17 protein-coding genes are annotated in these 18,562 nt (G+C 61.8%); 8 read left to right on the top strand and 9 right to left on the bottom strand.

The window, feature by feature from the left end; translation table 11 throughout:
• Nucleotides 1–7 precede the first annotated feature (7 nt).
• The 5 genes from AAFN88_RS10640 to AAFN88_RS10620 are packed head-to-tail and all read right to left on the bottom strand — an operon-like array spanning nucleotide 8 to nucleotide 5,118.
• Nucleotides 8–1,249, bottom strand: coding sequence for a sugar ABC transporter substrate-binding protein (locus AAFN88_RS10640; RefSeq protein ID WP_347520280.1), 1,242 nt, complete (start codon nucleotides 1,247–1,249; stop codon nucleotides 8–10).
• A 51-nt stretch (nucleotides 1,250–1,300) separates the two neighbouring features.
• On the bottom strand, nucleotides 1,301–1,957 hold the full coding sequence (locus AAFN88_RS10635; protein ID WP_347520279.1) for an HAD family phosphatase: 657 nt from the start codon (nucleotides 1,955–1,957) through the stop codon (nucleotides 1,301–1,303).
• Nucleotides 1,954–3,465 (bottom strand): FGGY-family carbohydrate kinase, encoded by a 1,512-nt coding sequence (locus AAFN88_RS10630; RefSeq protein ID WP_347520278.1) that lies wholly within the window; start codon nucleotides 3,463–3,465, stop codon nucleotides 1,954–1,956. Before AAFN88_RS10630 ends, AAFN88_RS10635 begins: the two co-directional genes overlap by 4 nt.
• A gap of 8 nt (nucleotides 3,466–3,473) precedes the next feature.
• Complete coding sequence (locus tag AAFN88_RS10625; RefSeq protein WP_347520277.1) at nucleotides 3,474–4,274, bottom strand: BtpA/SgcQ family protein; 801 nt, start codon at nucleotides 4,272–4,274, stop codon at nucleotides 3,474–3,476.
• Between the two features lie 25 nt (nucleotides 4,275–4,299).
• Complete coding sequence (locus tag AAFN88_RS10620; protein WP_347520276.1) at nucleotides 4,300–5,118, bottom strand: DeoR/GlpR family DNA-binding transcription regulator; 819 nt, start codon at nucleotides 5,116–5,118, stop codon at nucleotides 4,300–4,302.
• 142 nt (nucleotides 5,119–5,260) lie between these two features.
• On the opposite strand from AAFN88_RS10620, the gene AAFN88_RS10615 reads away from it, so the two are divergent.
• Nucleotides 5,261–6,025 carry an SDR family NAD(P)-dependent oxidoreductase gene (locus tag AAFN88_RS10615; protein ID WP_347520275.1) on the top strand — a complete coding sequence of 255 codons (765 nt, stop codon included), beginning with the start codon at nucleotides 5,261–5,263 and terminating at the stop codon, nucleotides 6,023–6,025.
• A gap of 75 nt (nucleotides 6,026–6,100) precedes the next feature.
• On the opposite strand, the gene AAFN88_RS10610 is transcribed toward AAFN88_RS10615, so the two are convergent.
• The 3 genes from AAFN88_RS10610 to AAFN88_RS10600 are packed head-to-tail and all read right to left on the bottom strand — an operon-like array spanning nucleotide 6,101 to nucleotide 8,527.
• Nucleotides 6,101–6,874: an amino acid ABC transporter ATP-binding protein gene (locus AAFN88_RS10610; RefSeq protein WP_347520274.1), complete on the bottom strand. Its 774-nt coding sequence runs from the start codon at nucleotides 6,872–6,874 to the stop codon at nucleotides 6,101–6,103.
• Nucleotides 6,875–6,876: 2 nt separating this feature from the next.
• Nucleotides 6,877–7,659 carry an amino acid ABC transporter permease gene (locus AAFN88_RS10605; protein WP_347520273.1) on the bottom strand — a complete coding sequence of 261 codons (783 nt, stop codon included), beginning with the start codon at nucleotides 7,657–7,659 and terminating at the stop codon, nucleotides 6,877–6,879.
• Nucleotide 7,660: 1 nt separating this feature from the next.
• Nucleotides 7,661–8,527, bottom strand: coding sequence for an ABC transporter substrate-binding protein (locus AAFN88_RS10600; protein ID WP_347520272.1), 867 nt, complete (start codon nucleotides 8,525–8,527; stop codon nucleotides 7,661–7,663).
• Between the two features lie 376 nt (nucleotides 8,528–8,903).
• Between AAFN88_RS10600 and AAFN88_RS10595 the strand changes: the two genes are divergently transcribed.
• Nucleotides 8,904–9,764: a DeoR/GlpR family DNA-binding transcription regulator gene (locus tag AAFN88_RS10595; protein WP_347520271.1), complete on the top strand. Its 861-nt coding sequence runs from the start codon at nucleotides 8,904–8,906 to the stop codon at nucleotides 9,762–9,764.
• A 514-nt stretch (nucleotides 9,765–10,278) separates the two neighbouring features.
• Here AAFN88_RS10595 and AAFN88_RS10590 read toward each other — a convergent pair.
• A complete protein-coding gene (locus AAFN88_RS10590; RefSeq protein ID WP_347520270.1) occupies nucleotides 10,279–11,238 on the bottom strand; it encodes a LysR family transcriptional regulator in 960 nt (319 codons plus the stop codon).
• A 442-nt stretch (nucleotides 11,239–11,680) separates the two neighbouring features.
• On the opposite strand from AAFN88_RS10590, the gene AAFN88_RS10585 reads away from it, so the two are divergent.
• From AAFN88_RS10585 to AAFN88_RS10560, 6 genes are all read left to right on the top strand, one after another.
• Nucleotides 11,681–13,276 (top strand): ABC transporter substrate-binding protein, encoded by a 1,596-nt coding sequence (locus AAFN88_RS10585; RefSeq protein WP_347520269.1) that lies wholly within the window; start codon nucleotides 11,681–11,683, stop codon nucleotides 13,274–13,276.
• 74 nt (nucleotides 13,277–13,350) lie between these two features.
• The gene (locus AAFN88_RS10580) at nucleotides 13,351–14,331 is read left to right on the top strand and encodes an ABC transporter permease (RefSeq protein ID WP_347520268.1); all 981 of its coding nucleotides are present in this window, start codon (nucleotides 13,351–13,353) and stop codon (nucleotides 14,329–14,331) included.
• Nucleotides 14,328–15,197, top strand: coding sequence for an ABC transporter permease (locus tag AAFN88_RS10575; protein ID WP_347520267.1), 870 nt, complete (start codon nucleotides 14,328–14,330; stop codon nucleotides 15,195–15,197). Before AAFN88_RS10580 ends, AAFN88_RS10575 begins: the two co-directional genes overlap by 4 nt.
• Nucleotides 15,198–15,199: 2 nt before the next feature.
• Nucleotides 15,200–16,174: an ABC transporter ATP-binding protein gene (locus tag AAFN88_RS10570; RefSeq protein ID WP_347520266.1), complete on the top strand. Its 975-nt coding sequence runs from the start codon at nucleotides 15,200–15,202 to the stop codon at nucleotides 16,172–16,174.
• Nucleotides 16,171–17,178 carry an oligopeptide/dipeptide ABC transporter ATP-binding protein gene (locus tag AAFN88_RS10565; protein WP_347520265.1) on the top strand — a complete coding sequence of 336 codons (1,008 nt, stop codon included), beginning with the start codon at nucleotides 16,171–16,173 and terminating at the stop codon, nucleotides 17,176–17,178. The genes AAFN88_RS10570 and AAFN88_RS10565 overlap by 4 nt, the downstream gene beginning before the upstream one ends.
• Nucleotides 17,175–18,539 (top strand): MmgE/PrpD family protein, encoded by a 1,365-nt coding sequence (locus tag AAFN88_RS10560; protein WP_347520264.1) that lies wholly within the window; start codon nucleotides 17,175–17,177, stop codon nucleotides 18,537–18,539. Before AAFN88_RS10565 ends, AAFN88_RS10560 begins: the two co-directional genes overlap by 4 nt.
• Nucleotides 18,540–18,562 lie beyond the last annotated feature (23 nt).

Genomic DNA, 18,562 nt, shown 5'->3' with positions numbered 1-18,562 from the left:
CTGCGGATTACTGGGCGCGCTCGACACGGCGTGCCGCATCCTTAAGCGCGTCCTCGACGGACTTCTGCTCGGAAACGGCGGCGCTAAGCTCCGTCCCCACGATCTCGATGACCTCCTCGGCGCTGTTGCCGGTTGCAAGCGGCGCGGCGTCCTCGAGAATCGACAGAACGGTCTTGTAGTATTCCTCGCCGAATCCCTGCTCCCAAACCTCAGGGTCCGAGACCACGCTCGTCCGCATGGGCGCTCCACCGGCGATGACACGCTGCTTGTCGACCTGCTTGCTGGTGATCCAGGAGACGAACTGCCAGGCGGCGTCCTTCTGCTCCGAATTTGCGGTGACGGACCAGTGCCAGGCCCCCAAGACCGCCTTTCCGCCCGGCACCTCGTAGAGCTTGAACTTACCGGCGAGATCACCCGCGATTCCGTCCTTCTTGTTCAAGGTCGGCAGCATCCAGTTGTAGCTGAGCATGGTCGCGGCGCGGCCGGAAGCCACCGCCCGCAGCGCCTCGTCGAAACCCCAGTTCAAGGAGCCTTCCGGCGCGGCGGCCTTGTAGGTCTCGATGTAGAGGTTCAGGGCCTGGGCGGCCTCCGGGCTGTCGATGGTGACATTGCCCGACTCGTCGGTCACTTCGCCACCGGTCGCATAGAGCCAGTTCTTCCATTCCTCCATGATCTTATAGCCACGCTGCGGCTGCATCGCGACGCCCGCCATCCCATCGGTCGTGAGTTCCTTCACCACCGAGACATAGTCTTCCAGGTTCGAGGGAACGGTCAGCCCTTTTTCGTCGAAGATGTCCTGGCGGACAATCAACCCCAGGGCATAGTTGTAGTAGGGAACGCCGTAGATCTTGCCATCCACCACGCCGACGTTGCGGATCGGCTCGATGAAGTCCTCGAAGTCGTAGCCCTGGCTTTCGGCAATGCGCCCGTCCAGTTCCTCAAGGTAGCCGGCGCGGGCGAACTGCTGCATCCAGGGATTATCGACGATGATCACATCGTAGACCGCCGAGGGCGCCAGAGAGGACGTCAGGATCTTGTCCCGCATCGCATCGAACGGCATCGCGTCAAAGGTGATGGTGATATCGGGATGTGCTTTGGTGAACTCCTTGCTGAGTTCACGCACGATATCGTACTCGGGCACTTCCTCGATGATGATGTTGAGTTCCGCTGCCTCGCTTGCGCTCGCAGTCGCCGTTAGCAAGCAGCCGATTGCGAAACTTCCCAGAAGATACTTTGCTTTCCTATTCATCGTTTTGTCCTTTTGCCTCCACGTCATTGTGCTGTTTCTTCGGAAAAATACTCAGGCCGTCGCCAAACCGCTCCTCGCGGCGGCGAGAATCTCCGGGAGTTCGTCCAGGCCCGTGATCCGGCGATCCGCCGGAGATAGCCGCACGCCGTCCGCCGAGATGGCGACGGCGAGACATCCGGCCGCGGCGGCGCTGCGCAGGCCGGTTTCGCTGTCTTCGACAGCCACCACCTGCTGCGGGACCAGCCCCAGACGGTTGGCCGCCAGGCGATAGGGAGTTGGGTCCGGCTTACCCTTGGCCACGTCGTCGAGGCTCAAGGAAAAATCGAATATGCCGCTGGCGCCCAGCATCTCCAGGTTGACGTCCACGACGCTGCGGTTGGAGTTCGAGACCGCGACCTGGCGAAGCCCGAGGTCTCGCGCTTTCAGAATGGTCTCCACCGCAAAAGGCTGTATCCGAAGTTCGCGGCGGAGCTTTCGATAATGGTCGTTGATCCTGGCGATCCACTCGTCGCGCCCCAGGCGGGCCGGAAATCTCCGCACAAGCGCTTCCCAGACTCCATGGACGCTGACTCCGACGAAGGTATCCTCCGGCAGGTCCGAGATATCGACGCCGTAGCCGTCGCAGGTCGCGATCAGGGCTTTCAAGTGGGTGGGCTCGCTGTCGATCAGCGTTCCGTCGATGTCCCACGCGATGGCTTCGATCTTCATGGTCTGCTCTTGGGTTCGACGGCGGCCATGGCGCGGTACGTCTGGCGAAAACGCCCGTAGCCCTCCTGGTAAACCTGGGCGTTCGCCGCGTTTGGCCGGATCACCTCGCCTTCCCGGATGTATTTGCGGGAACCGGTCCAGTCCTGCGAGAGGCCCGATCCGATCACCGCCATCCAGGCCGCCCCCAGGCAGGACCCCGGATGACCGGTGAGAAGCTGAACCGGCTGCTGCAGGATGTCCGCGACGATCTGCATCCACAGCCGGGAGCGGGCGCCACCGTCGGAGGCCACGAAGCGGCGCGTCGGGTGCCCCATGTCGTTCAACACCTCGATGTGGTGGCGAAAGGCGTAGCCGAAGCCCTCCAGGAGCGCGCGCCACATATGCGCCGGGCGATGATTGAAACTGAGCCCCGTCACGATGCCGCGGGCATCCGGATCGTGGATCGGCGTCTTCTCGCCCAGAAAATAGGGAATGACCTGAACGCCGCCGGCACCCGGCGGGATCTCCTCCGCCAGGCGGTCCAAGTAGGCATGGGGCGTCACCCCCTCGCGGGCGGCGGCGGCCGTCTCGCCGGCCGCGAAGTGATCGACGAACCAGTTGAGCGCCGACCCGCCGCTCGCCATGCAGCCGTTCGGCATATAGAGACCCGGGACCAGGTGATAGTCCAGGTACATGCGCGGGTCCGGCACGGCCCGTTCCGTCGCGATGAGAATGTCCGCGGCGCCGCCGAACTTCAGCAGCACGTCACCGCTGCCCGCGATGCCGGCGGCAAAAGCCGACGCGATGTGATCCGCCGCTCCGCCGACCACCGGCGTGCCAGCCTTCAGACCCGTCTGCGCCGCGGCCTGCGCGGTTACCTGCCCGAGAACTTCGTGCGATGCGACCAGGGGCGGTATCGCCGTCTCGGGAATGTGGGCAAGAGCGATAAGATCGGCGGAAAGCCGTCTTTCATGCACGTCGACGAAGCCGGCTTCCAGCGCCCAGTTCTGCTCGACGGCGCGGCGGCCCGTCAGCCGCCAGTTGATGTAGTCATAGGATCCGCAGACCGTGGCGATCCGCGAAAACACGTCAGGTTCATGCTTTTCTATCCACCGCAGCTTCGCGGTCACGAGCTGCTGGTTGATGCCGTTGCCGGCCCTGGCGAGAAAATCGGATTCCGGCACCTCCGCCAGCAGATCCTCGACCTCCCGCCCGCAACGTCCGTCCGACTGCTGGATCGAGGGGCGCAATACGCGCCCCTCCTCATCCAGCAGCACGACGGCCGGCAGCATCCCCGCGACACCGACTCCGGCAATGTCGTCGGCCTTCATCCCGCTCTCGCTAAGAAGCTGCGGAACGATCGCGCAGACGTTGGCCCACCACTCTTCGGGATCTTCCTCCGCCCAACCCGGTTGCGGCGCCTGAAAGGTCACCGGCCGCGAGGCCAGGCAAAGGCCCTCCTCGTCCGGGCGCAGAATCACGCCGATCGTCGAGGTCGTACCGATATCGATGCCGAGAACCGCGGACATGATACGCCCTAACGAAGCCCTTCGACGACGTCCATGAACCGCTTCACCCGGCTGCCGTCGACGGCGTTCCAGGTATTGCCGTCGACCTTGAAATGCGTACCGATGACGCAGCCGTCGGCCACGGAGAGAACGTCTTGGACATTGTCGATGTTGACGCCGGTATTGGCAAAGACGGGCACGTCGTCGATCACTTCCGCAACCTTGCGCAGATCGGAGGAATCCGCCGGCTGGCCGGTGATCGGACCGGACACCAGGATGGCATCGGCAAGAGAGGAGAAACGAGCGCTCTTGGCGCGCAGTTCGATCGGCCTCTGGTCCAGGCTGTGCGCGAACTCCGCATTGATGTTGAACAACAGCTTCATGTCGTCGCGGCCGAGGTTCCGGCGCAGACGCATCGGCGTCGCGCAGTCAGGTGCCCAGACGCCCATGTCGGAAGCGAACACACCGGTAAAAATCTCACGCACGAAGGAAGCGCCGGTCACGGCGCCGATGGAGACCGAAGCAACCGGATCCCACAGGTAGTTCACGCCGAAGGGGACCTTGATTTCCTCTTTGGCCACACTCACGACAGTGGTCATCGCGGCGATGCTCTCAGGAGTCGCGTTCAGCAGGTAGGGCCTGTCGTTTTCGTTGCCGAACATGATGGCATCGACGCCGCCGGCCTGCAGCTTGCCGATATCGCTCAGGACATCGTCAATGAGCTTGTTCATGCCCCCATCGGCATCGTAAAGCGGCGAGCCCGGAAGCGCTCCGATGTGCGCCATGGCTATTACAACTTTCCGTTTTTCACCGAAGCATTCGAAAATCATAAGGTCCTCTTTCTGAAACGATGCGTCACTCGGCAACGCACACTTTGACACCAGCCTCGTGAAGCTTTTCCGCGAGGCTGCCGGTTGGCTCCTGATCGCACACCAGGGCATTGATCGAACTGAGATCGGTTATCTTGACGATCGAAAGGCGCCCGAACTTCGAACTGTCGAGCAGCACTGCGCGCCGCTCCGCGGATTCGATCATCGCCCGCTTCACTTCGGCATCTTCCAGCGAGTAGTCGAAGAGGCCCTCGTTCGCGAGCCCGCTGGCCCCGAGAAACGCCCAGTCGAAGCGAAAACTCTTGAGCTGATTGCGGGTCATCGATCCCACGGCCGAGGGTTCGGAGCCGCGGATCTCGCCGCCGGGCATATAGAGCCGCGGCACCCCCGACGACAGGAACAGGGCAATCTTCAAGCTGTAGGTGAAAACCCGGATGTCCATGTCCTTGACGGCATGGGCCATGCACAGCGCGGTCGAGCCGATGTCCAGGGCGATCGTCTGTCCCGGCTCCACAAGGCTCGCGGCCAGCTTGCCGATGCGCGCCTTGGCATCGCTGTTGCGCTGGATGCGCTCGTCGATTTCCGGCTCCAGGAGATCGATCCCCCAGGTCCGCGTGCTGGTGATCGGCACCGCACCGCCATGCGCGCGCTCCGCAACCCCTTTCTCCACCATCTGGTCGAGGTCCCGGCGAATGGTCATTTCCGACACATTCAGGTGCTCGGCCAGTTGAGAGATCGACAGGTAGCCGGACTGGGCCAGAAGCAAGGCCAGCCGGTCACGCCTGTCCGGTCCGGAAAGGCGCTTCTCCGGCTTCGTGGTTTTGATTTCGCTTTCGCTGGTCATCGATCCGCAACATCCTTCTGATGTGAAAAACATCACATAGTTTGTGATTAATCAATCAAATTTTGTTATTTCACTCACAAATCTATTGAATCCTGAGCTTCCCCGTCGGAAAATTACAGGATTAACAAACAGCGGGGTCCCCATGAAAACCGAAACCGTTCTGATCACAGGCGCAGCAAATGGCATCGGCCGCGCCACCGCCCTGGCCTTTGGCCGAGAAGGAGCGCAGGTCGCCGTCACCGACAAGGACGAGCAGGGCGCCGCGGCCGTCGCTGCGGAAATCGGTCCGAGAGCGCGCGCTTTTGGCCTGGACGTGACCGATGCCGCCGCCGTCGCGCGGGTCTTCGACGAAGCCGCCGCCGCGCTCGGCCCCATCACGGTGGTGCATGCCAATGCCGGCGTTTCGAGCATGAAGCGGGCGGTGGATCTGACGGAAGCGGACTGGGACTTCAATTTCTCGATCAACGCCAAGGGCGTCTTTCTGACCAACCAGGCCGCCGTACGCCATTTCCTGGCCCATGGCACGAAGGGCGTGATCGTCAACACCGCATCGCTTGCCGCCAAGGTCGGCGCCCCGCTGCTGACCCACTATTCCGCGAGCAAGTTCGCCGTCATCGGCTGGACACAGGCGTTGGCGCGCGAGGTCGCGGCCGACGGCATTCGCGTCAACGCCGTATGCCCCGGATTCGTGAAAACGCCGATGCAGGACCGCGAGGCGGCCTGGGAAGCGGAACTGCTCGGCACGACACCGGAGGCGGTCCTGCAATCCTACATCGACCAGACCCCCCTCGGACGCCTCGAAACCCCCGAGGACGTCGCCGACGTCGTCGTCTTCCTCGCCTCGGACGCCGCGCGCTTCATGACCGGACAGGGCATCAATGTGACCGGCGGCGTCTACATGACGTAAGGCGCCGCCACGGCGCGGCGCCGGTAAACCATGGCGCCGCGTCGTGCCAGAGGCGGGTCGAGAACGAGCGAGAGGCTAATGTATGGTCGAGAGGAAGGCCTTCAGGCGGTCGCTCTGGGCGGAGCCGAAGAAATGATCCGGCGAGCCCTCGTGCTCGATCCGCCCGTCCTCCATCAGGACCAGGCGGTCGGAGATCTGGCGCGCGAAGTTCATCTCGTGCGTGACGATCATCATCGTCATGCCGCTTTCGGCGAGTTCCCTGATCACCGCCAGCACTTCACCGGTCGTTTCGGGATCGAGAGCGCTGGTGGGCTCGTCGAAGAGCATCAGGTCGGGATCCATGGCGAGGGCACGGGCAATGGCGGCGCGCTGCTGCTGTCCGCCTGAGAGCTTGAGCGGATAGGCGTGCGCCTTCTCCGCCAAGCCGACACGCTCCAATAGCGACATCGCCCTGTCGATAGCTTGCTTCTTCGACTGCCCAAGCACGAGCACCGGCGCCTCGATGATGTTTTCGAGCACCGTCATATGCCAGAACAGGTTGAACTGCTGGAACACCATGCCGATGTGGCGCCGCTGGGCGACGATTTGGCGGTTGCCCAAAGGCACCAGCTTGCCTTGCCTTTCGCTATAGCCGATGAGATCGCCGGCCACGAACAGCCGCCCCCCCTGATAGGTTTCGAGCTGGTTGATGCAACGCAGAAAGGTGCTTTTCCCCGAACCTGAAGGGCCGATGATCGAGACGACTTCGCCCCGGGAGACATTCAGGCTCACGCTTTTCAGCACCTGGTGCTCGCCGAACCACTTGTCCAGGTTCTCCGCGCGAACCAGCCAATTCGATCGATCGTCCATAGTCATCGCCTGTCGTCAGCCCCGGCCCGGCCGAGCAGATAGTAGCTCATGCTCTGACGCCAGCCGGAGACAGCTTCGTCTAGTTCGTGGGCCCGCAGCCTGGTCTCGATGATGCCTTGTACGATGTTCCAGATGGTGGTCAGGAGCAGGTAGTTGAGCGAGACCAGAATCAGCAGCTCGAAAGTCTTGAAGGTTACCGCCGACATACTCTCGGTAAGCAGAAATATCTCCTGCACGCCGATCACGCTCGCCAGCGAGGTCGTCTTCAGCATGTGATTGAAGTCGTTGCCGAGTGGCGGGACGATTACGCGCGTGGCCTGGGGCAGGACAATCCGGCGCGTTACCATGAGGGTTCCCATCCCCAAGGATTTCGCCGCTTCGATCTGGCCGCGCGCCACTGCCTGGATCCCGTTACGCACGATCTCGGCCATATAGGCCCCTTCGTGAATCGCAAGGCCGATCACGGCAGCCTGGAAGGAGGCCGAGAGCGTGATGCCGAAAATTGTAAGATCCGAGAACCTGAAGAACCCGGCCGCCGCGAGGCCGGAGAAGAAAAACACCAGCAGCACCAGGACCGGAATGCCCCGAACCAGCCAGACGTAGAACGCACAGAGGCCACTCAGCAGCTTAAAGCGCGACAACCGTCCGAAGCCCACCAGCGTTCCGATGGCCAGCCCCAGCAACATCGCCAGGACGGCCATCGCAACGGTTCGGCCAAGGGCCATCAGGAAGGCATCTCCCGGGTTTACCAGGCGGTCCCAGAAGAAATACCAGTCGAACTCCATATCAGAGTTCCGATCCCTGCATGTTCCACTTTTCGATCAGCTTCGTATAGGTCCCGTCCGCCATGATGGAGTCGAGACTGGCCTGGATCGCCGAAACGAGCTCTTCGTTGCCTTTGCGAATACCGATCCCGGTGAGGATCAGCCCGAACGGCTGGCCTTCCAGGCGAAACGCCTCAGGCCGCAAGCCGACGTAGTAGGACGCCGCCGTCGTCGTGGTTCCGACGTATTCGACCTGGCCGGTCGCCAATTGATGGAAGGTTTCGGTCGTCGTGGGCAGGACGACCAGATTGATTTCCGGCTTGCCCTCGGCCTTCAGCTTCTCGTTCGCTTCATTGGCGAGATTGTGGATGGTCGTGCCGTTCGGAACGGCCAGTTTCTTGCCTGACAGCGCCTCGAGGCTGTCGACGGTCTCGGCATTGTCCTTGGGCGCCACGATGCGCTGGCCGGTCCGCGAAAACGGAACCATCTCGATAATCTCGAGGCGCGAGGGCTTGATGAACAGTTCCTGCATAAGCGCGTCACACTGCTGCGCCTGCAGCGCCGGGATGAGGCCGACGAACTTGAGCTGCACCCAATTGACCTCAAGCCCCATGCGGGCGGCGATCTCGGTGCCGAGTTCGACCTCGAATCCGACCGGACGCCGCTCGGTGTCGTAGTTGGCGCGCGGCGGGTTATCCAGCGTCGCGCAATAGGTGATGGTCCCCTTGTCGGCGAGCTCCGCGGGCGCCGCCAGTTGGCCGGCCGCCGCCGGCGCGGCATTTGCCGCCAGGACAACGGCAACCGCCAGGCTTCCAAGCGAAACGGCCGCATTTCGCAGGCTCGACTGCGGCGCACCTAAACGCCACTTCATTGCAGACAGCTGGTTCATCGATCGCACCCCTGTTCCATAGGTTTGGGAAACAACTTGCGCCATCCTTGATCGCTTCGTCACAAACAAACAATGATGAGCACATTTTTGTTTGATTATGTTGGAACAAATCTCAGATTCGATCAAGCGGGATTGCGCGGAACAGCGTCGTATTCTGATTCGTCGCCTCGCGGGTTGGCACATCTAAAGCCATTTAAAACCTTAGATTTTAGATGAAGGCAAGCCGGCGTTGAGGAGATCGCGAAGTCTGCAAAGCCCCAGATAGAGGCAGAGCCTTGAACAAAAATAAACACAATCACAATCGAATATGTTCGTTCCACGGGCGGCATGCTAAGCTGGCTTGCAATACGTGCCTCATCGCCCGCAGGATTACGCCATGATTGACGATACCAATCACTTGAATCAGGCGGGAGACACCGCCGGCCCGAAGGAATCGCGTCCCCGAATCCCCACGCGGAAGCGGCATCTCTGCATTCTCGACCAGCTCTCGGCGGAGCGCGCCGTTACCGTCTCTGCCCTGGCGGCGGAACTCGATGTATCGGATATGACGATACGGCGCGACCTGATCGAGTTGGAACGCGAAGGACGCCTGGTGCGCGTCCACGGTGGCGCCATCGCGCCCAGCGCGCCGCCCCCGGTCACAATGGACAAGGACGAGCCGAGCTTCGACTCCCGCCTCCAACAGAGGCGGGAGGCCAAACTCGCGATAGCAGGCGCCGCCGCGGAGATCGTCGCGAAGTACCGCACCATCGCGTTGGACGTCGGCACCACCACATTTCTCTTGGCGACATTGCTGCGCAAGCTGGAACACACCAAGATCTTCACCAACAGCATGCGGATCGCCGCCGAACTCGATGGTACGGCCGCGGACGTCTACATCGCCGGCGGCCGGCTGCGCGACGGCGAGCAATCGGTCTGCGGTCCTTCGGCCGTGGCACAGTTCGAGGCCTTGTGGTTCGACGTTTCCGTAATAGGCGTGTCCGGGGTCACAAGCGAAGGGCTGTTCGACTATTCCTTCGAGGAAGTGGACATGAAACGCGTCTACCTGCGGCGCGCCGCCCTCAAGATCGCGCTCTGCGACTCCGCCAAGTTCCAACGCATGTCGCTGATGAAGATCGCGCCGCTGGAGGACTTGGACATCCTCATCACGGATGCCGCGCCGCCAAAAGCGCTCGCCGCCGCCCTGGACGCGGCCAACGTCGATGTCCGAATCGCACGCCCCGGCCTTCCTTCGTAACCTAAGTCCACCCCACGCCCGGAGGATCCGTCACTCCACCTCGTCTCCGAGGCTCAGCGTCTTTACATGAGGCTCCACAGAGACCGTAGTGTCTCACATATGCGCATTTTCAGACGGGCAGTCTCACATCGGCGGACAGCCGCTTGGCGCCAGGAGCGGAATTCCTGTCTCGCCGATCAGCGGGGTGGTTAGGCGCTGACTTTGCCGGCAGCACGATTCTCCGCATGATTGTCTCTCGCGGTCAACGAGGCCGAACGGCAACGAACCACGCTTTTCTGGAAGCTGTTCTGAGGTATCGGGCCTCCTGACGATGCCGTCATCTCCCACGAGCCCTTTTTGGCAGGTCACCACATCTAGGCTGACGAGGCCTTCGTCGCCGCGCATCCACTGATCGAGCCCCCCTGCTACGTACGAGGCGGCACCTTCCTAGGCCGGACAGGCGGGCCGCTTAGACGGAAGCAGTCGAGGCGACCCGAGTACGGCGCCAGAGCCACGCCTCGCCATGACGGGTGTTCTAATCGAGGATATCGATCTCGCCGGAAAGCCAGGGCCATCGCCCGAACAACGTGCCGACAAGCATCTCCTGCAGCGTTTCCCGGGCCGATCCGGCAAGCCTCTCCGGTGCGGCCCCCAGATATCCGCTTCGTCCAATCATGGTAAGGATCCTCGAAAAGACGTGGCGGCGCAGCGGCACGGCTTCCACCCGATCCAGGACGCCTACGTCGTTCATCAGGCACAATGGTGTGGAAAGACTCCAGCCGAGCCCCTTTGCAACGCTGGAATGCAAGCCGGCAATGCTGTCGAACTCCATTCGGAACGGCAGATCCAGCTTCATCCGATTGATCTGCCGCTCCACCTTAAGGCCGATTGCAGAGCGCTGAGAATAGCGTATGAAGGGCCGCCGGCTCAGATCCTCCAGGTCGATGCGCTTGAGCCGCCAGGATTTGGGTACAATGACGATGAAATTCTCTCGGACAAGTGCATGCCGCTCCAGGCTGTCCATATCATCCAGTTCATCCGATGCGGTGATGATGATGTCGGCGGCGTGGTTCAACAGCTCGGCATGGTTGTTCAGAGAACTGCCGACCCAGATCCGCCATCGGTTCGATATGTCACTCATCTCGTCGACCAGGACGGGCCCTAGAATATTTGCCATGCTTTCGACCATTGCCACGGTCAAGCTGGAGAGCCCCACCTCTCGCACTTCGCGGACGGCGTTGTAAGCCTCTGCCGTGGCCCGCAAGACCTCGCCGGACACCCGATAGAGACGAACTCCGGCATGCGTCAACTTGATGGGCCGCGTGTTGCGATCGAACAGGTCCGCTTCGAGCGCCCCCTCAAGTTGCGCAATTGCTTCCGACACACTCGATTGAGTGGTGTTCAGCAGACGCGCCGTCTTTGTCATGTTGCGGGACTCGGCCACCATGGAGAATATCCGTAGCGCCTTTAAGTTGAACTCCGGCGGAAGCTCCATTCTTTAACCCCGAGAAGAGAATTGACTGCCAGGATTGGTCATCCCGGGTTTCCACCAAAAGGATTGAGGACGCAGCGGACGCACCCTCGACCGTTCCCGCTTTCGTAGCCTCGGCACCAAAGAACGGCTCACACCGTCAACGGCTGCCGGAAGTAACCCACCCGGGCCGACTCTTTCGGCGAATGACGATCTTGATAGCATAGCATGCCACCACCTGTCGGCTTGCTACGCATCGTCCCCCGCGAACAGTACAATCGAATTTTCCGATGGTCTCCCTTAGTCGCTTCAGTTTCAACAGAAAGTGTCCTTCACTTTGCCTATTGGTTTGACCAGCCGATAACGAGGCTCCCGCCAAGGGAAGCCGGAACGGACCGCAAATAAAGGGCGAACCGCGGCCGTCACCTGGTCGGCAGACTGCTGATAGGACAGGGGGATCCACCGCATGAAGCACTTACGTATCGCCGCTGCGACAATTGCCTTGTCGATTGCCGGAACCATGAGCGGCTCGGCCGCATCCGAACCGACACAAGGCGGCACGTTCATCATCGGCATCGAGGGTGAGCCGTCGACCGCAACCGCTCATATGGCAACCGACACGACGGCCTTGATGGTGGCCTCCAACGTGTTCAATGGCCTGATCTCGATTGACTTCAACTTCGAGCCGCAGCCCGACCTGGCAACCGGCTGGGCCATCTCCGATGACGGTCTGGTTTACACCTTTCACCTTGCGGAGAATGCGACTTGGCATGATGGCGTGCAGGTAACCGCCGAAGATGTCGAGTTCACATTCAATGAAATCATAGCGAAGGTTCACCCCCGCGCCGCATCCTGGTACAGCAATGTCGCTTCCGCGGTCGCAACAGACCGCTTCACCTTCGAGATCACGCTTAAAGAACCCTACGCGCCGTTCATGACAGTAATCGGGAACGTCCTCGGCTCCGGTACGCTTATCCTGCCAAAGCACGTTTACGAAGGAACCGATCCCAAGACCAACCCGGCGAACTTTGCGCCGATCGGAAGCGGACCCTTCAAGTTCGTGAAATGGGAGCGCGGCAGCTATATCGAGTTGGAGCGTAACGACGACTATTTCAAGAATGGGCAGCCCTATCTCGACCGGGTCATCGTTCAGTTTCTCCCCGACGCAGCCTCCCGTCTTCTCGCCTTTGAGCGCGGAGAAGTCGACTTCCTGCACTGGTACATCGTGCCATACGACCAAGTCGCCCGCTTCCGCAAGGACGATGCCTTCAAGGTTGTCGATCGTGGCGGCGAAGGGGCGGCGACGAACGAGTTCCTGCTCTTCAACCACAGGAACGAGTTTCTCAAAGACGTTCGTGTTCGTCGCGCGATTGCCCACGCGATCGACCGGAAGAACATCGTTGAGAAAGCCCTGTTCGGCGAGGGCCGGGTTGCTCACAGCCATGTCAACAGCGGCCTTGGCTGGATCTTCGACGACCGGAACGACCTCTATACCAACGTGGATGTCGATGCCGCCAATCGACTGCTCGACGAGGCCGGGCACGCTCGGAATGCTGATGGAATCCGCTTCAGCCTGAGGATTGCCTGGGCGACCGGCCGGGAATACGAAGGCCGGGCCGCCGAGATCATCAAGGACAATTTAAGCAAAGTCGGCATCGACGTGCGCATCGAAGCCTCCGACCGGTCCGCCTTCATTGAAAAGGTCTTCCGGCAGTGGGACTTCGACATGGCGCATCAACTGTTCACCACCGGCCCCGATCCGACCATCAGCATCACCCCCCGCTATCACAGCAAGCAGATCAAGAAGATCCCCTTCGTGAACGGCATGGGCTACTCCAACCCCGATCTGGATGCGATCTTCGACAAGGAGCACGCCATCACCTCCCGTGAGGAGCGGGCGGCCCTGTGGCGCCAGGCCCAGGAAATACTGTTCGCCGACCTGCCGGCCCTGCCTCTGTTCGAGGTGCCGGTCGTGAACCTGGTATCGTCGCGCTTCGCGGACGTTATCACGACTCCTTTCGGGTACATTCAGTCGCGCGAGCGCGCCTACCTGAACGACTAAGCAAGGCGCAGAGGGATTCGGGCCGAATCCCTCTGAACCACCTCTCTCCCTCGTAAACTTCCGGGGATCGTCTGATGGCGGCAACCCACCTGCTAATCTACGCCTTGCGCCGCGCTCTGCAGGCGATCCCCCTTATTTTTGTCATTATCATCATCAACTTCTTCCTGATTCACAGCGCACCTGGCGATCCTCTCGACGTGCTCACCGGCAACATGGAGACGACCGAGGAGTACTTGGAGCAGTTGCGAACCGAATTCGGCCTCGACCGACCTTTGATCGAGCAACTGGGCCTCTATCTTTATAAAGCGATCCAGTTCGATCTCGGATACTCCCTTCGCTACCGCCAGGACGTCATCGATCTGATCGTCAGCCGCCTGCCGCCGACCCTCCTGTTGATGGGAACGGCGCTGGTGCTGTCCAGCGGCCTCGGCATCCTCCTCGGCGTGGCCGCCGCGCGGCGCCCCTACTCCTTCGGCGATAACGCCATGACGTTCGTCGCTCTGGCCAGCTATTCGATGCCGGTGTTCTGGCTCGGTCAGATCCTGTTGCTGATCTTTGCCTTGCACCTGGCCTGGTTCCCGGTCCAGGGCATGTACTCACTCCGCGCGCCAAGTCAGGGATTCGGAAGGCTGATGGACCTGCTGCATCATCTGGTCCTCCCGGCCGCGACCTATTCCGTCTATCACCTGACGCTGATCTTTCGACTGACGAGGGTGAAAATGCAGGAAACGATGACCCTCGACTACATCACCACGGCGAGAGCTAAGGGCGTGTCCGAAAGGCGCGTGGCATGGCGGCACGCGCTGCCAAACACGATGATGCCGGTGGTCACCGTAATCGGTCTGAATTTCGGCTTCATGCTGGCCGGGTCGGTCCTGACCGAAACCGTCTTCGCCTGGCCGGGCACCGGGCGCCTTCTCTATGAAGCGATCATGGCAAGAGACTATCCGGTTTTGCTGGGCCTCTTCACCGTCCTTTCGATCATGGTCATCACCGCAAACGTCATCACCGATGTGATCTACGCCTTGCTCGACCCGCGAGTGGTATACAAATGACGCAGGCGGCGGATCTCGAGACACCGGTCGCAAGGGCACCGGGCGTGTGGGCGATCTTCAGGCGCAACCGCCTGTCGACCCTGGGGCTTGCTATACTGGTCCTGCTCCTGGTCCTGTCGCTGGCCGGCCCCTGGCTGTCCGCTCATTCCCCCACTGACACCAACGCCGGCAACCCCTTGGAGCCGCCAAACCTCGCACACTTGATGGGCACCGACGAACTCGGCCGCGACCTTCTGAGCCGCGTCCTGGTCGGTATCCGGGTCTCCCTGATCGTCGGTGTCATCGCGGCCGCGGTGGCTACCCTGCTCGGAATCACAATCGGCTCAGTGGCGGGCTTCTTCACCGGCCGCGTGGATGACGTTCTGATGCGTGTGACCGAGATCTTTCAGGTCATTCCACGATTCTTCCTCGCGGTGGTGCTGGTCGCCTTCTTTGGCGCCAACCTGGTTAACATAATACTGGCGATCTCGCTGCTCTCCTGGCCGGAGCTCGCACGCATCGTCCGGGCGGAGTTCCTGAGCCTGAGAAACCGCCAGTTCGTCGATGCGGCACGCGTTGCCGGCGCCAGTACGTTGTTTCTGATCTTCGTCGAAATCCTGCCCAATGCGCTCATGCCAGTGGTCGTCAACGCAACGCTTCAGGTCGGTCAGGCCATGCTGTTGGAGGCAGGACTGAGCTATCTCGGGCTTGGCGACCCGTCCCAGATCAGTCTCGGCTTGATGCTCCATCAGGCACAGCAGATCATGCGGACTGCGTGGTGGTCGACCTTGTTCCCCGGCCTCTTTCTCGCCCTCGCCGTCCTTGCCATCAACTTGGTCGGCGACGGCTTGAACGACGTCTTCAGCCCACGATCACGCGAGCGCTAGCCATGTCACCCCTGCTTGAGGTCCGCAACCTTGTCACGAGACTCCGCAGCGAAACGGCCAATGTGACGGCTGTCGACAACGTCGCGCTCTCGGTCGAACCAGGCGAGTCCGTCGCCCTCGTCGGTGAGTCGGGATGCGGAAAAAGCATGACCGCGCTCTCATTGATGCGTCTGCTTCCGCCGATCGCGGAGATCGATCCGAAGTCGTCGATCCGACTGAATGAAACGGAGCTCGTCAACCTGCCACCAGACCGCATGAAGAGCGTACGAGGCAGTCAGATGGCGATGATCTTCCAGGACCCGATGACATTCCTCAATCCGGTCATGCGTATCGGTGACCAGATCGTTGAGGCGATCGCGGCTCATGGCACGAAAAACCACGCGGACTGCGCCCTGCTGGCTCTGGAGGCACTGAGGCGGGTTAAGATTCCGGCGCCTGACGTGGTGCTCCGCTATTACCCTCACCAGCTTTCCGGCGGCATGCGTCAGCGTGTTCTGATCGCGATCGCGATCTCGTGCAATCCGGCCCTGTTGATTGCGGACGAGCCGACCACCGCCCTGGACGTGACGATCCAGGCCCAGGTCATGGACCTGCTGAGCGAGCTTCGCCGCGAACTCAACAGCGCCCTCCTCCTCATCACCCATGACCTTGGGCTCGTGGCCGAATATGCCGAGCGCGTCTACGTAATGTACGCGGGACAGATCGTCGAAGAAGCCCCCGTCGACGAGTTGTTCCAGGATCCGAAGCACCCCTATACCCGGGCCTTGCTCCGCTCTTCGCTCTCCATCGAGCACAAAGTCGAGGCTTTCGAGACCATCGAGGGCAATCCACCCAATCTGTCGGCATTGCCCGGAGGCTGCCGGTTCCGCCCTCGCTGTCGCGAAGCGGTTGATCGCTGCCACCGCGATTCCCCAGACCTTCTCGAGCTGTCCGGACTGCGCAAGGGCCGGTGCTTTCTCCTGGAGGAAAGATCGTGACGCCCCTGCTGGAGGTAAACGATCTCAAAGTTCACTACCCTCTGAGCGGCGGGGCCTTCCGACCATCGCCCGGCACGGTAAGGGCTGTCGATGGCGTCAGTTTCTCCGTCAACCGGGGGGAAGTCGTTGCCGTCGTCGGCGAATCCGGTTGCGGCAAGACAACCCTGGCCCGGTCGATCCTGGGACTGGCCCATGTCACCTCCGGCGAAGTCGCCCTCTCCGGAAAGTCTGTCACAAGCAGCGGCACCCTGCGCGACAACGATTTCCGGCGGCGGGTCCAGATGGTCTTCCAAGACCCCTTCGAGTCGCTGAACCCGCGGCGCACCATTCTGCAAACCCTATCTCTGCCCCTGCGCGCCAATGCCGTGGTCCCCAAGGCCCTGCTGCGCGAGGAAGCGATTCGGCTGCTCGACATGGTTGGCCTCAGCCCCGGCGCCGACTTCCTGGAGCGGTATCCACACCAGTTCTCCGGCGGTCAGCGGCAACGCGTAGGAATTGCCAGGGCGATCGCCGTCCGGCCGAAACTGGTTATTGCCGATGAAGCGGTGTCGGCGCTCGACATTTCGGTAAGGGCACAAGTTCTGGCCTTGATGCGGCGTCTGCAACAGGATCTTGGCCTGTCCTATTTGTTCATCACGCACGACCTGGGCGTCGTTCGCTCCCTGGCCGACCGCGTCCTCGTGATGTACCTGGGCCAGGTGATCGAGGAAGGCGGCACCGACGATGTCTTCAACCTTCCCCGCCATCCCTACACCCGCGCCCTGCTCGCAGCCAGCCCTATTCCCGACCCGGAGCGGGCAAGACGACGTCGCCGTATACCGCTGACCGGAGAAGTTCCCTCAGCCATCAATCCGCCGACGGGATGCCGCTTTCACACCCGCTGCCCGATGGCCGGTGCGCGATGCCGCGAGGAAGTCCCGGTTCTCCGCAGCTTCGGCGAGACCCGCACCGCCTGTCACTATGCCGAGGAGGCCGAACCGCGCCGCAATGAGGCTGTGAAATGACGCCGACGCAGGCCCTTGCGCAGCACATCGCCGAGACACCAAGGGCCTGGCCGGACGCGGTGGTTCAGCGAGCCAGACTGGCATTCATCGACACCATCGGCTGCATGCTGGCCGGTCACAGCAGTCCGCAGACCGGGCAAGCCAGCCGCACCGCGCGCTTTACCGCGCCAGGCCGGATCATGATGCCGGGAGCCAACCTTCCGCTGTCACCTTCCGGCGCCGCCCTGGTCGGCGGTACGGCCGCTCATTCGCTTGAGCACGACGATGTCTTCGAACCCCTCCGTTCCCACCCCAGCGCAGTCCTCGTTCCCGCCATTCTCGCGGCGCGGCTGCTCGCTAATTCAGATGGTGCGGACTTGCTTGATGCCTACGTGATTGGTCTCGACGCCCAAGCTGTCATCGCGGGAATCAGCGGAGAGGAACACTACAAGAGGGGCTGGCATTCGACGTCGACCGCCGGTTCCATCGCGGCGGCTGCTGCGGTAGCCCGTCTACTGCGCCTCACCAGCGACCAAGCCACTTCCGCCCTGGCACTGGCCCTCGGCATGGCCGCCGGCTCGAGGCGGGAAACCGGGTGGCCGGCAGAGGCGTTGCTGGCGGGCATGGCGGCCCAGAACGGCGTCATGGCTGCGCTGCTTGCCCGGAGCGGTGCCCGCGCGCGTCCCGGCGCCCTGGAGGGCGTTTGGGGCTTCACGGGGATCTATAATGGAAGCTGCCCGGCGGAAACGGCATTGCCGCCCCTCGCCCAGCTCACTCCGTCGATTGACAATCCCGGATTGTGGTCGAAGCCCTATCCCTGCAGCATTGCGACCCATCGCGCAATCGACGCGATCCTCGACCTCAAGCGGCAGGGAAATCTCCCTCCCGACGGAATCGACCGCATAGAGGTGACAGTGAGCGACGTGGAGGCGCAGAGCCTCACCGGAGATGACACAACGACCGGCCCGGCAACCGCCCGTTTCGACATGAGCCACTGTGTCGCCGTTGCAGTACTCCATGAGCCGACCGAGGAAGCGCCCTTCAGCGATCCGCAGATAATCAACTCTACGCGGATGCAGCACTTGCGCTCCAAGGTTTCGGTGCACAGCCATTCTCACGGTTCGACCGGACCGGAACAGGATTGGGCCGAGGTTCGGATTCGTCCAAAACAGGGAAATGCCCTCTCAAAGCGCATCACTTACTCCCTCGGGCATCCGCAGAACCCGATGGACGAGGACGCGATCCGGCGCAAGTACGCCCGCGGCAGTGCGAACGTGCTGTCCCTCGGCCAGATAGAGCGGACCCTGGATGTGCTGCTGCATCTCGGGGAAACGCCGGTCGATCCGCTGTTCTTCGATCAATTCGCCGCCCCCAGCCACTAAGCTTGATAGGACAAGGAGCAGTT

The organism is Pelagibius sp. CAU 1746, assembly GCF_039839785.1.
In the GTDB taxonomy this organism is placed as follows: Bacteria; Pseudomonadota; Alphaproteobacteria; order Kiloniellales; family Kiloniellaceae; genus Pelagibius.
The sequence above is the reverse complement of the archived record's forward strand: the minus strand, read 5'-3'. Positions and strand labels throughout refer to the sequence as shown.

Excerpts from the sequence above, each read along its gene's own strand:
- AAFN88_RS10585 (WP_347520269.1), top strand. The coding sequence starts at position 11,681 with ATGAAGCACTTACGTATCGCCGCTGCGACAATTGCCTTGTCGATTGCC.
- AAFN88_RS10625 (WP_347520277.1), bottom strand. The coding sequence starts at position 4,274 with ATGATTTTCGAATGCTTCGGTGAAAAACGGAAAGTTGTAATAGCCATG.
- AAFN88_RS10595 (WP_347520271.1), top strand. The coding sequence starts at position 8,904 with ATGATTGACGATACCAATCACTTGAATCAGGCGGGAGACACCGCCGGC.
- AAFN88_RS10605 (WP_347520273.1), bottom strand. The coding sequence starts at position 7,659 with ATGGAGTTCGACTGGTATTTCTTCTGGGACCGCCTGGTAAACCCGGGA.
- AAFN88_RS10615 (WP_347520275.1), top strand. The coding sequence starts at position 5,261 with ATGAAAACCGAAACCGTTCTGATCACAGGCGCAGCAAATGGCATCGGC.
- AAFN88_RS10630 (WP_347520278.1), bottom strand. The coding sequence starts at position 3,465 with ATGTCCGCGGTTCTCGGCATCGATATCGGTACGACCTCGACGATCGGC.
- AAFN88_RS10590 (WP_347520270.1), bottom strand. The coding sequence starts at position 11,238 with ATGGAGCTTCCGCCGGAGTTCAACTTAAAGGCGCTACGGATATTCTCC.
- AAFN88_RS10600 (WP_347520272.1), bottom strand. The coding sequence starts at position 8,527 with ATGAACCAGCTGTCTGCAATGAAGTGGCGTTTAGGTGCGCCGCAGTCG.
- AAFN88_RS10575 (WP_347520267.1), top strand. The coding sequence starts at position 14,328 with ATGACGCAGGCGGCGGATCTCGAGACACCGGTCGCAAGGGCACCGGGC.
- AAFN88_RS10610 (WP_347520274.1), bottom strand. The coding sequence starts at position 6,874 with ATGGACGATCGATCGAATTGGCTGGTTCGCGCGGAGAACCTGGACAAG.
- AAFN88_RS10635 (WP_347520279.1), bottom strand. The coding sequence starts at position 1,957 with ATGAAGATCGAAGCCATCGCGTGGGACATCGACGGAACGCTGATCGAC.
- AAFN88_RS10580 (WP_347520268.1), top strand. The coding sequence starts at position 13,351 with ATGGCGGCAACCCACCTGCTAATCTACGCCTTGCGCCGCGCTCTGCAG.
- AAFN88_RS10640 (WP_347520280.1), bottom strand. The coding sequence starts at position 1,249 with ATGAATAGGAAAGCAAAGTATCTTCTGGGAAGTTTCGCAATCGGCTGC.
- AAFN88_RS10570 (WP_347520266.1), top strand. The coding sequence starts at position 15,200 with ATGTCACCCCTGCTTGAGGTCCGCAACCTTGTCACGAGACTCCGCAGC.
- AAFN88_RS10620 (WP_347520276.1), bottom strand. The coding sequence starts at position 5,118 with ATGACCAGCGAAAGCGAAATCAAAACCACGAAGCCGGAGAAGCGCCTT.
- AAFN88_RS10560 (WP_347520264.1), top strand. The coding sequence starts at position 17,175 with ATGACGCCGACGCAGGCCCTTGCGCAGCACATCGCCGAGACACCAAGG.